Raw genomic sequence first — 12,565 nt, 5'->3', positions numbered from 1 at the left:
GGCTCGCCCCTCTTCACCGGCGATGCAGGCAGCGGCGAGAGCGAGATTCGCCGCTGGATCATTGAAAACGACTGGCTGGAGGCCATTGTCGCCCTGCCAGAGCAACTCTTCTATAACACAGGCATCGCCACCTACACCTGGATTATCACCAACCGCAAGGCAAAAGAACGCAGAGGCAAGGTGCAGCTCATCGACGCCCGCAACTTTTGGGTGCAGATGGAAAAATCGCTTGGCAACAAGCGCCGCCGTATCGGAGACCCGCAAGACAAAGCCAAAGACCCGAATCATATCGCTGAGATTACCCGGATCTATGAGAATTTTACCGATGGTGAAAACCGTTGGGTTGCCTTTGATAAAGATGGCAAGGTTCTCGGCGTCTACGAGCACGAGCCGACAGTCGACGAATTGAACGGACAGAAGAAAAAACATTTGGTCGTTAGTAAAGTCTTCGACAACGACGACTTCGGTTATCACAAGATCACCGTCGAGCGCCCCCTGCGCCTGAATTTCCAGGCCACGGCGGAACGCATCGCCCGGCTGGAGGAACTGACCGCCTTCAAGAATCTCGCCTCCAGCAGCAAGAAGAACGAAACCATCCGCCAGCAAGAGATTGAGGCAGGCAAGGCACGGCAGCAGGAGATCCGTAACCTGCTCGCCGCTTTTGCTGAGCTGCACGGCGACACGATGTTCATGGATCGTAAAATGTTCCTGCTGGCCCTGCGCGAAGTGGACCGGGCAAGAAACGTCAAACTCTCCGCTCCCGAGCTGAAGGCGGTGCTCGCTGCCCTGGGTGAGCGGGACGAGACCGCCGCGATCTGCAAAGACAAGAAGGGCCAGCCGGAGCCCGACTCCGACCTGCGCGACACCGAGACCGTGCCGCTTAAAAAGAGCATCGAAGAGTATTTCCGGCGCGAGGTCCTGCCCCACGTCCCCGACGCCTGGATCGACCACAGCAAGACCAGGATCGGTTACGAAATTCCCTTGAACCGCCACTTCTACCGCTACGAACCGCCGCGCGATCTGGCCGAGATCGAGGCCGAGATCAAGGAGCTGGAAGGGGAGATTCTCGACCTGCTTAAGGAGGTGACCGCATGAGCCAAGTCATCGACTTTCTGACCCCACGCATGGTCGGTGCGCGTTTTGCCGAACACGCCATCCCGTTGGAGTTGCTTAAAGATCTGGCTGTGCTGGAGGAGATGATCATCGAGGTTGCCAAATGGTGCTACCTGCAGGATCACCCTGAGCGCAAGCGTTCGCCCAAGGGCTTTACCGATGGTGTCGCACTCAAGCTGTCGGGCGTCGGCGAAGGCAGCGCCGTACCCCACCTGAGCCTGGTCGTCGAACAGACGCAACTCTTTCCACCGCAGGCGCAGACCTATTTCGAACAGGCCCGCACCCATCTGATCGACGCGATTAATGCCGCCGAACACGACGAGCCCATCACCCAGCATCTGCCCGATTCGCTGTTGGCCTATTTCGACCGCTTCGGCCGTAGCCTGCGCGATGGCGAAGCCATTGAATTAGCGCCCCAGTCAATCGACCGCAAGGCTCGGCTCACCAAGGCCACGCGCCGCAAACTGGTGTTGGCCTCCAGCCAGGTGCAGGAACTCACCGAAGAGGTCACCCTGCGTGGCAGTATCCCCGAAGCCGACCAGGGCAAGATGACCTTTGAGCTACAGGTCATCAACGGGCCACGGGTGGTCGCCCCCATTGCAGGCCAGCATTTGCCGACCGTGATGGACGCCTTTAACGGCTACAAACAGGGTGCGCGTGTGCTCCTGCAAGGCATCGGCCGCTACAACCGTTACGACCGGCTGCAAAGCTTGGAAACCATTGAACACCTCAGCCTGCTGGACGTGAATGACATTGCCGCCCGACTGGAAGAGCTCAAGTCTTTACGACACGGCTGGTTGGACGGCAAAAAGGGCTTTGCGCCCGACAAGGCAGGGCTGGACTGGCTGGCAGAGGCGTTCCAGCGCAACTATCCGGATGAACTGACCCCGCCCTATCTCTACCCGACCGCAGAAGGCGGCGTGCAGGCCGAATGGTCGGTGAATGGCTGGGAGATCAGCCTGGAAATCGACCTCGATCAGCATCAGGGCCAGTGGCATGCCCTGGAGATGGCCAATGACCAGGAACAGGAAAAGACGCTCAACCTGAATGAGCCCTCCGACTGGCAATGGCTGGCAGCGGAGATCACAGGACGGACAGGGGGTGAGGCATGAACGATCACACCCTTCTGCTGCGCCAGATTCACCCCAGTTTCGTGCAGGATGGGCGGCCTTCATCCCAAGCCTTCCGCCCCACACCCAAGGATGAACAGAAGCTCTCCGTCTACGACGGCGACCAGATTACCCCCGCCGATGCCTTTGAGCATTACACCAAGGACCTCAAACTGGGCAGTAACGGTGTGCTGGCGGTATCCACGGCGGAGTGCGGAGCTCTCGGATTGCCCGTGACGCCCGACCCTGAGCCCTTCCCGGAACATGTGCTGATCGATTTTTCCACCTACGGCAAAAGCGCCACCGAAAAGAAAGCCAAGCAGCTCAAGGCAAAGGCGGAAGCGCGCGGCTGGCTCTACCGGGAGGTCATGGCGTGAGATACCCGGCTTATCCCGAATACAAGGAAAGCGGCGTCCAGTGGCTGGGGCAGGTGCCGGGGCATTGGGAGGTAAAACGCGGTCGGTTCGCTATGCGCGTAAATCCACCCGCGCCAATACTTCGCAATTTGGAAGAAGACCAAGAAATTTCGTTTGTGCCAATGGATGCCGTAAACGAAAACGGCGGTATCCGTCTTGACCAGACACGGGTAAAGGCTGAGGTCGGTGGGGGATACACCGAGTTTCAGGATGGTGATGTCGTCATTGCCAAGATCACACCTTGCTTCGAGAATAGCAAAGGTTCGATAGCGACTGGGTTGGTCAATTCGGCGGCCTACGGAACAACCGAATTGCACGTGCTGCGAGCATCTCAGGCTCTTGATTATCGTTTTTTGTTCTACCTCACCATCACAGACGGCTACCGTAAGCTCGGCGAATCGGAAATGTATGGAGCGGGCGGGCAAAAGCGTGTGCCACCGGAATTCTGCAAGGATTTTTTGACACCGTTACCCCCTCTGCCCGAACAAACTGCCATCGCCGATTTTCTCGACCGGGAGATGGGGCGGATCGATAGATTGGTGGCGAAGAAACGACAGCTGATCGCGCTACTCAAGGAGCAACGCACCGCGCTCATCTCCCGTACCGTCACCCGTGGCCTGCCCGCAGACGCCGCCCTCGAATTTGGCCTCGAACCCCACACCCGCTTCAAGAATTCCGGCATTGAATGGCTCGGCCAGGTGCCGGAGGGGTGGGTGGTTATTCCGCTACGATATGCATTTCTGAACCAGGACTACCGGCGCATACCGCTTGCAGGTATAGATCGGGCAGACATGGAGAAGAATTACCCATACTACGGGGCATCTGGGGTCATAGATTATGTTGAGGATTACATTTTCGATGAAGCACTGATTCTCGTAGCGGAAGATGGTGCCAACTTGCTTTCACGCAGTACGCCTTTGGCCTTCCTGGCAACAGGTAAATATTGGGTAAACAACCACGCACACATTCTCAAGCCATTGTCCGGCGACATAGGTTACTGGGTCGGTGTTCTCCAGACTTTTGATTACACGCCTCTTATCACTGGGGCAGCGCAACCTAAGTTAACCGCCGACCGATTGGGCAGTATTATGCTCCCCAAACCATCTGCGGCCGAACAGACCGCCATCGCCACCTACCTCGACCGCGAAACTGCCAAGATCGACAAACTGATGGAAAAGGTCGAGGCGGCCATCGCCCGCTTGCAGGAGTACCGCACCGCCCTGATCACCGCCGCCGTGACCGGCAAGATCGACGTTCGGGAAGCGGTGGCATGAACGAGTTCACCGTCAACAGCTTCGAGGAGTACCTGACCACGGTCCGCAACAACCTGGGTATCGTGGAGAAGAACGGCAAACGGGTGCGCCGCTATTTTCGAGGCCAGGCCAAGCGGGCCTTCGAGGGTTTCGACCTCAAACCCTCCATCGGTCGCTATACCCATCTGAACAGTCTGCCGCCCGCCGAGCGCGACCGGCGGGAAAACGAGGTGCTGGAGACTTTCAGCAACCACCTGCTCACCTATGTGAACCACCTGCCGCGCAACGACTGGGAGGCGCTGACCATCGCCCAGCACCACGGCCTGCCAACCCGTTTCATGGACTGGACCACCAACCCGCTGGTGGCGCTCTACTTTGCCTGTCGTGACTCCAAGAAGGACAAGGACGGCAACCCGCACGACAGCGCTGTCTATGTGCTGATCAGCGAGCCGCCGCGTTTCAGTGAATTGCGCCGCCAGCAGAAGAACGGCGGGGCCAGCGTGGAGGAGCTGGAATCCGCCGCGCCCGTTTCAGGCGACGACGACGGCTACGACGATTTCGGACTGGATGAAAGCGGTGAAGCACCGGTGCTCTCGGACGACGATCTGGACACGACCACCGCCACCTGGCCCCGCACACAGCCGGAACCCACCAAAGAAGGTGAGCTGTCGCCCTTCGACATCAGCAGCAACGTCATCTACGATCCGCCGCACGTCTCGCCGCGCATCCGCGCCCAAGACGGGGTACTGCTGGCTTGCCATCAGCCGATGCAACCGCTGGAGGAGAATGACGTGCTGAAGATTGTGATCAGCCAGGCCGCCCATGACGACATTCGCCGCCGACTGGACCAGTACGGTGTATTCGACAAGCAACTGTTCCCCGATCTCGACGGCATCGCCAAGTGGCTCAAGTATCGGGTGTTCGAGATCAACGGAATGACCTGAGGGGAAACGCCATGAGCCAGACCACCGAAAAAGCCTTCGAATCCTACGTGGAGCAGATGCTGCTGGCAAAAGGCTGGCAACAGGGCAGTGTGAGCGGCTGGGACCGGGAGCGGGCGCTCTTCCCGCAGGCGATCACCGACTTTATCGCCGCCACCCAGCCGCAGCTATGGGAGGTAATGCGCACCCAGCACGGGGCGCAACTGGAGGCGATGCTGCTGGCGACGCTGGTCAAGGAGCTGACCATCAAGGGCTCGCTGCATGTGCTGCGCCACGGCTTCAAGTTCTATGGCAAGACCTTCCGGCTGGCCCACTTCAAACCCGCCCACGACCTGAATGAGGAGGTGCTGACGCAGTACCGGGCCAACCAGCTCACCGCCACCCGGCAGGTGCCCTGTCATCCGGGCGATCATTCCACCGTCGATCTGGTCTTTGCCGTCAACGGCCTGCCGGTGGCAACCTGCGAGCTGAAGAACCCTTGGACCGGCCAGAGCTGGCGCCACGCGGTGCGGCAATACAAGGAAGACCGCAACCCGCGCGCGCCGCTGTTCGAGTTCAAGCAGCGGGCGCTGGTGCACTTTGCCGCCGATCCGGATGAGGTGCACATGACCACCCGGCTGGCCGGGGGAAAGACCTTCTTTCTGCCCTTCAATCGCGGCAGCCACCCAGGCTCGGTTCAGTGCGGCGCGGGCAATCCACAGCACACTTCCGGCTACCGCAGCGGCTACTTCTGGGAAGAGGTGCTGGAACGCGAGAGTTTTCTCGACATCCTCGGCCACTTCGTCTTCATCGAGAAGAAGGAGGAGAAGGTGGACGACGGCAAAGGTGGCAGTCGCATGGTGACCCGGGAGGCAATGATCTTCCCTCGTTACCACCAGCTCGACGCCACCCGCAAACTGATCAACGCCGCTCGCGCCGAGGGGCCTGGGCAGAACTATCTGATTCAGCACTCGGCCGGCAGCGGCAAAACCAACTCCATCTCCTGGCTGTCGCACCGACTGGCCAGTCTGCACGATGGCGACGATCACAAGGTGTTCGACTGCGTGATCGTCATCACCGACCGGCAGGTGCTTGACCGTCAGTTGCAGGACGCCATCTACCAGATCGAGCACGCTCAGGGGGTGGTCAAGGCCATCGACCAGAATTCGAAACAGCTGGCCGAGGCGCTGATCGACGGTACCAGGATTGTCGTCACCACCCTGCAGAAGTTTCCTTTTGTGCTGCACGGCCTGCTCCATGCCGCCGGGGTCGAAAGCGCCGACGCGCCGGATGAAGCGGCCAAGGCGCAAGCCAAAGCCTGGGAGGCGGAGATCGGCAAGCGCCGTTATGCGGTGATTGTGGACGAGGCGCACTCCTCCCAGACCGGCGAGACGGCGCGGGAGCTGAAGGCGATTCTGGGTGCGGGCACAGGTGGCAATGGGGACGACGAAGAGACGGACTGGGAGGACCGCCTGAATGAGGTGATGGCCTCGCGCGGTCGGCAACCGAACCTGAGCTTTTTCGCCTACACCGCTACGCCAAAAGGCAAGACACTAGAGCTGTTTGGCCGTACCGGGGTCAGTGGCAAGCCGGAACCCTTCCACCTATACAGCATGCGTCAGGCCATCGAAGAACGGTTCATCCTCGACGTGCTGCAGAACTACACCACCTACAAAACCTACTTCAAGCTGGTCAAGGCAGTGGAAGACGACCCCGACCTGCCGAAGAAGAAGGCGGCGCGGGCGCTGGCCAAGTTCCTGGTGATGCACCCGACCAATATCGCCCAGAAGATCGAGGTGATCGTCGAGCATTTCCGCAGCCATGTGCGTACCCACCTGGGCGGGCGGGCCAAGGCGATGGTAGTGACCAGTTCGCGACTGCAAGCGGTGAAGTACATGGAGGCCTTTCAGCGCTACATTGGGGAGCACGGTTACGACGACATACGGCCGCTGGTGGCTTTCAGCGGCACGGTGCGCGACCCGGGAACCGGTCTGGAATACACCGAACCGGGGATGAATACCGATGTGGTGAGCGGCAAGCCGATCAGCGAGAAGCAGCTGCCGGAGCGCTTCGCCTCGCCCGATTACCAGGTGCTGCTAGTGGCCAACAAGTACCAGACCGGCTTCGACCAGCCGCTCTTGATGGCGATATACGTGGATAAACGGCTGGACGGGGTGCAGGCGGTGCAGACCCTGTCGCGCCTCAACCGCATGATACCGGGCAAGGAGACGCCCTTCGTGCTCGATTTCGTCAACGAGGCCAAGGACATCTACCGCGCCTTCAAGCCCTACTACGACGCCACCAGTTTGCAGGAGAGTTCCGATCCCACCCAGCTCGAACAACTCAAGCACGAACTGGATGGTTTTCAGGTCTACCACTGGAACGAGGTGGAGGCCTTTGCCCGAATCTTCTACCGGGTGCCGGGCAAACAAAACCCCGCCGACCACGCCCACCTGCAGCGCCATCTGCAACCGGCGGTGGATCGCTTCAAGGCGATGGAGGATGAAGAGCAGCGTGGTGAATTCCGCGACAAGCTGAGTGATTATGTGAAGGTGTACAGCTTTCTGAGCCAGATCATCCCCTACGGCGATCCTGACCTGGAGATGCTCTACAGCTTCGGCCGGTTCCTGCTGCCGCACATGCCGCTGGAGCGCGACACCAGCGCCGTCAAGCTGGGTGATGAAGTGGGCCTGCAGTACTACCGCCTGCAACGGGTCTTTTCCGGGGCCATCGAACTGCGCGAGGGCGAAGGCGAGTACGGTGTGAAGAGCCCCACGGACGTCGGCACCGGCAAGGCCAAGGAGGAGAAAGCGCCTCTTTCGGAGATCATCAAGGTGCTAAACGACCGCTTCGGCACCAATTTTACCGAGGAAGACCGGTTGTTCTTCGAGCAGATCAAGGAGAAGGCCGCCAATACCCCGGAAGTCGTCCGCCTGCGTCAGGCCAACCCCTTCGATAAATTCCAGTTGGGCCTGCGTCAGATGCTGGAAGACCTGATGATTCAGCGCATGAGCGAGAACGACAAGATCGTCTCGCGCTACATGGATGACAAAGCCTTTGAGGATGCAGCGTTTGCGGTGCTTTCCAAGGTGATTTACGACACCATCCCGGCAACGGATGCAGTCGATTCTGGTGATCAGCGATGAAAACCCTTCGGCCCCAGTTCACCAACACCGACCGACAGAACTCCGCGATCACCCGCATCGAAGGGGCATCTGCTGCGTGTAATCGTGTTGAGCTGGGGCACTGCGCGACATGGTTTGCTCCGCTTCAATTAGCGAGGGAGGCGACATGAAATATCAGCCACCTTACACCATCACCCCGGCGATAGTGCATCTGGTCGCCGAGATTAGCGAAACCATCGGACGCTACACCGTGCTGGCCGAACAGAACCTGACTCCGCGCCTGCGCCGGGAGAATCGCATCCGTACTATCCAGGCCTCGCTGGCCATCGAGAACAACACGCTCACCCTTGAACAGGTGACCGCCGTGATTGAGGGCAAACGGGTGTTGGGGCACCCCCGCGAGATTCAGGAAGTGCGTAACGCCTTTGCGACCTACGAGGCCATGGAGGACTGGGATGCCAGTGTCGAGGAGGATTTGCTGGCGGCGCACGAGTTGTTAATGCGCGGGCTGGTGGATGAAACGGGTCGATATCGATCCGGCGGGGTCGGCATCTTCCGGGGAGAACAGCTGGTGCACATGGCGCCTCCTGCTGATCGTGTACCCAAGCTGATGGCGGATCTGCTGGATTGGCTGGAAGACACCAACGAGCATCCCTTGGTGGCCAGTTGCATTTTTCACTACGAGTTCGAATTCATCCACCCCTTTGCCGACGGCAACGGTCGCATGGGTCGGCTGTGGCAAACCCTGATCCTCCGACACTGGAAGCCGCTGCTGGCTTACCTGCCGGTGGAAACAGTGATCCGTGATCGTCAGGAAGATTATTACCGGGTGCTCGCGGTGGCCGATAGCCAAGCGGATGCCACTCCTTTTGTTGAGTTCATGCTGGGTGCGTTACATGATGCCGTGCGCGAAGCTGTGTCGACCGACCATGTAGGCGATCAAGTAACCGATCAAGTAGCGGCATTGATCCATGCGATTGGGAGCGGCGAGTTGGGCAGCAACGATTTGATGCAGGCTTTGGGTTTGTCACACCGGCCTACGTTCCGGAATAATTACCTCAACCCGGCCATGGAAGACGAATGGATCGAACGTACCCAACCCGATTCCCCGCGCAGCCCGACTCAGCGCTATCGGTTGACCGGTAAAGGCCATCGTTGGCTGCAACACCATGCCGACGAATAGCAGCGGGATGCTTTTGACAATCGGGCCATGGCAGCCGCAATGACCGGGGATGCGCCGTCGCGATCCTGGACGTTGGCGGCGGTGACACTGACCGCGAGCAGCAGCCCCAGGGTATCGACAATCAGGAGGCGCTTGCGCCCCTTGACCTTCTTGCCGGCTTCATGCCCTTTAAGGTTTGGGTAGGCATGATAGAACGGCTGGATCCTCGGCACGATGTAGCCGCGCGCTGGGTCAGGGAAATGTTCAATTTCCCTGACCACTTGCCGATAAGGTGTTCATGAGGGGCCTGGCGAGGGCCACGGCGACCCATCCACTCAGCCGGCCGACACAGCCGTGAAGGGACCGAACATGAATGCAAAATCCGAGAGCTTGATGCGCCTGGTGGCGCTGACCCGCGAAAACAAGGATATCGGCGTCATTCTGGCGGAGTACGTCCGGAAGAAATATAAGGTCTCGGATGTCTCGGCCTTCATTTCCAAAGATATCCCGGGTGTCGCGGACAAGAATGCCCTCTATGATGAATGGGCGGACTGGATCGAAAACGGTGACTTTGACCGGTTCATCGTCGATGAGGCGCCACCACGACAGGCTGAACCGGAACCGGATATTGAGGACATACTGACCGCAGAGGCGCCTTCCGTCCAGAAACTGGAGCTGGTCAGTGATGCCATGTGGTCCAGGGAGGCAGCGGAAGAGGCGCCCCCCCCGGAAACCGGCGCGGAACACGACCCCGTCCTCGACATGCTGCTGCAGCAGGCCGGCGAAGAGGAATCAGAACCTGCCCGAGAGATTCCGCCCACGCCCCTGATCGAAGAGGCGATGGCGGAGGAAGAGATGTTGATGGAAACTGAACCTCATCCCACCATGGAAGTGGATGAAGTCATGCCGGAGACCGAGGCAACCGCGGAAACACCCACGGCTGAAGCGATGCCGGAGCCGGAGCCGGAGCCGGAGCCGGAGCCGGAGCCGGAAGAAGATACACTCATTCCTGATGACACCATGCCAGAACAAGCAACCGAGGCCCCCATGTCCGAACCGGAAGAAATGCCGCGGATCGATGAAGCACCCGCCGCAGCATCCGTATCCACCCCCGGCGCCATCGAAGCCGCCATTCATGCCATGATCCAGGCCGAGCTGGAGGCCCTGCCCAAGCAGGAACCACCAATCTCCGAAGAACGGATTCGCGAGATAATCCGTGAAGAGATCCGTGCCACTTTCAAGGCCATGTTTTCCTGATGTAACAGGCCTGCACTGATTACCGACCAGTGCAGGCTTGCCAAATCCGCACACGTTGCGGACACTGGCGGCATCATCAGCCATGTGCGGCCTTGTGCCGATGCAACTGCCCTCCCTTCGCCGTATCGCCACACCCAACGTCATCGGCCCGCCTGAAACCGCCAGCATCCGCGAGGCCATTCAGGCCATGAACCGGCACAGCATCCTGTGACGTAATTGAGGTGATCATGATCGACATCGATCACTTCAAGCTCTACAACGACCACTACGGCCACGGTGCCGGAGACGATGCCCAGCGGAAGGTGGCTCAGACCTTGGACGAACAGCTGTACCGGGAATGTGGGCGCAATCAGGTCAGTCTCTGATCCATGACCCGCCGCGGTAATCTTGACATTCCCGCCCTTCATCCATACGATTGCGCCCCCTGAATTTTGCATTAATCCGGCACTTGGTCGCCGGTCCGTGTCGGACATCTTCTTGACCGGCATCGCTCTGATTTATCAGACGTTTCCCGGGCGCTTCCGCCCCGAATCCCTGAACGCTTCAAACATCGGATGCAGTGCGACCCCGGCGGGTCACGGCACAGGCCACGGAACCGCCAAGGACGTGCTGCATCGCAATATCCACGGGCCGCACGGCCCGGACCCAGCAGAAGGATACAATCCTTGATACAGTGGCAAAGAGTCAAACGGGAATGGTTTTCCAACATCCGGGCAGACCTGCTGGCCGGCCTGGTGGTGGCCCTGGCCCTGATCCCCGAGGCCATCGCCTTCTCCATCATCGCCGGCGTGGACCCCAAGGTGGGCCTGTATGCCTCCTTTTGCATCGCCGTGGTGATCGCCTTCACCGGGGGACGGCCCGGCATGATCTCCGCCGCCACTGCCGCTATGGCCTTGCTCATGATCACCCTGGTCAAGGAGCACGGGCTGGAATATCTGCTGGCGGCCACCATCCTCACCGGCTTTCTGCAGATCCTGGCCGGCTATCTGAAGCTGGGACGGGTGATGCGATTCATCTCCAACTCAGTCATGACCGGCTTCGTCAACGCCCTGGCCATCCTGATCTTCCTGGCCCAGCTACCGGAGCTGACCGGCGTGACCTGGCATGTCTACGCCATGACCGCCCTGGGCCTGGGCATCATCTATCTGTTCCCCTACGTGACCAGGTCCATCCCCTCCCCCCTGGTCACCATCGTGGTGCTGACCCTGCTGGCCTGGCTGCTGCAACTGGACATCCGCACCGTGGGCGACATGGGTGAACTGCCCGATACCCTGCCGGTCTTCCTGCTGCCGGACATCCCTCTGAACCTGGAAACCCTGTGGATCATCCTGCCCTACTCCCTGGCCCTGGCCGTAGTGGGGCTACTGGAGTCCATGATGACCCAGAACATCGTCGATGACCTGACCGACACCAAGACCGACCGGGATCGGGAGTGCAAGGGCCAGGGTATCTCCAACGTCGTCGCCGGCAGCTTCGGCGGCATGGCGGGCTGCGCCATGATCGGTCAGTCGGTGATCAACATCAAATCCGGCGGCCGCGGACGTCTGTCCACCTTCTCGGCCGGCATCTTCCTGTTGATCATGGTGGTCTTCCTGAGCCCCATCCTGAGCATCGTTCCCATGGCGGCCCTGGTGGCGGTGATGATCATGGTATCCATCGGAACCTTCAGCTGGAACTCCATCAAGAACATGAAGGCCCATCCCCTGAGCACCAACATCGTCATGATCGCCACCGTGGCGGTGACGGTGTTCACCCACAACCTGGCCATCGGCGTACTCACCGGGGTGCTGCTGGCTTCCCTGTTCTTTGCCAACAAGGTGAGCCAATTCATGTTCGTGGGCGCCGACTCCGATACCAACCCGGATGACAAAACCCTGCACCGCACCTACCGGGTCTATGGTCAGGTGTTCTTCGCCTCCACGGAAAAATTCATGGCCGCCTTCAATTTCCGCGAGGATCTGGATAAGGTGACCATCGATCTGTCCCGCGCCCATTTCTGGGACATCAGCGCCGTGGCGGCACTGGATCGGGTGGTGATCAACTTCCGCCGCGAAGGTACCGAGGTGGAAATCATCGGCATGAACGAGGCCACGGCCACCATCGTTGACCGCCATGCCGTCCATGACAAGCCCGATGCCGCCGACCGGCTGATGGGGCATTGAGGTAAATAACCCTCGACTGAAGTCGAAGGCTTTATTGTGAAACGAGAG

At 59.8% G+C, this 12,565-nt stretch carries 10 protein-coding genes and 1 pseudogene; 10 read left to right on the top strand and 1 reads right to left on the bottom strand.

What is annotated here, in order from left to right:
- From LQ952_RS13625 to LQ952_RS13595, 7 genes are all read left to right on the top strand, one after another.
- Positions 1-1,095 (top strand): HsdM family class I SAM-dependent methyltransferase (locus LQ952_RS13625; RefSeq protein ID WP_238623175.1); only part of this gene is annotated, 1,095 nt, incomplete at its 5' end.
- Positions 1,092-2,225 carry a hypothetical protein gene (locus LQ952_RS13620; RefSeq protein ID WP_238623174.1) on the top strand — a complete coding sequence of 378 codons (1,134 nt, stop codon included), beginning with the start codon at positions 1,092-1,094 and terminating at the stop codon, positions 2,223-2,225. The genes LQ952_RS13625 and LQ952_RS13620, both read left to right, overlap by 4 nt.
- Positions 2,222-2,599 carry a hypothetical protein gene (locus tag LQ952_RS13615; protein WP_238623173.1) on the top strand — a complete coding sequence of 126 codons (378 nt, stop codon included), beginning with the start codon at positions 2,222-2,224 and terminating at the stop codon, positions 2,597-2,599. Before LQ952_RS13620 ends, LQ952_RS13615 begins: the two co-directional genes overlap by 4 nt.
- Complete coding sequence (locus tag LQ952_RS13610; RefSeq protein WP_238623172.1) at positions 2,596-3,912, top strand: restriction endonuclease subunit S; 1,317 nt, start codon at positions 2,596-2,598, stop codon at positions 3,910-3,912. The genes LQ952_RS13615 and LQ952_RS13610 overlap by 4 nt, the downstream gene beginning before the upstream one ends.
- Positions 3,909-4,835: an FRG domain-containing protein gene (locus LQ952_RS13605; protein WP_238623171.1), complete on the top strand. Its 927-nt coding sequence runs from the start codon at positions 3,909-3,911 to the stop codon at positions 4,833-4,835. The genes LQ952_RS13610 and LQ952_RS13605 overlap by 4 nt, the downstream gene beginning before the upstream one ends.
- An 11-nt stretch (positions 4,836-4,846) precedes the next feature.
- Entirely contained in the window at positions 4,847-7,957 is a 3,111-nt protein-coding gene (locus LQ952_RS13600; protein ID WP_238623170.1) for a type I restriction endonuclease subunit R, read from the top strand.
- 145 nt (positions 7,958-8,102) lie between these two features.
- Complete coding sequence (locus LQ952_RS13595) at positions 8,103-9,119, top strand: Fic family protein (RefSeq protein WP_238623169.1); 1,017 nt, start codon at positions 8,103-8,105, stop codon at positions 9,117-9,119.
- Between the two features lie 38 nt (positions 9,120-9,157).
- Here the strand turns inward: LQ952_RS13595 and LQ952_RS13590 are convergent.
- Positions 9,158-9,304 (bottom strand): annotated as a pseudogene (locus LQ952_RS13590) (transposase); the annotation flags it as partial.
- Between the two features lie 163 nt (positions 9,305-9,467).
- Here LQ952_RS13590 and LQ952_RS13585 point away from each other — a divergent pair.
- From LQ952_RS13585 to LQ952_RS13575, 3 genes are all read left to right on the top strand, one after another.
- Positions 9,468-10,355, top strand: a complete 888-nt coding sequence (locus LQ952_RS13585) for a hypothetical protein (protein WP_238623168.1) — start codon at positions 9,468-9,470, stop codon at positions 10,353-10,355.
- Positions 10,356-10,582: 227 nt separating this feature from the next.
- On the top strand, positions 10,583-10,720 hold the full coding sequence (locus tag LQ952_RS13580; RefSeq protein WP_238623167.1) for a GGDEF domain-containing protein: 138 nt from the start codon (positions 10,583-10,585) through the stop codon (positions 10,718-10,720).
- A gap of 300 nt (positions 10,721-11,020) precedes the next feature.
- Positions 11,021-12,517 (top strand): SulP family inorganic anion transporter, encoded by a 1,497-nt coding sequence (locus LQ952_RS13575; RefSeq protein WP_238623166.1) that lies wholly within the window; start codon positions 11,021-11,023, stop codon positions 12,515-12,517.
- The last annotated feature ends 48 nt before the right edge of the window (positions 12,518-12,565 follow it).

Origin of the sequence: Ectothiorhodospira lacustris, from assembly GCF_022227785.1 — a bacterium.
In the GTDB taxonomy this organism is placed as follows: domain Bacteria; phylum Pseudomonadota; class Gammaproteobacteria; order Ectothiorhodospirales; family Ectothiorhodospiraceae; genus Ectothiorhodospira; species Ectothiorhodospira lacustris.
This window is presented reverse-complemented; position numbering and strand designations above follow the sequence as displayed.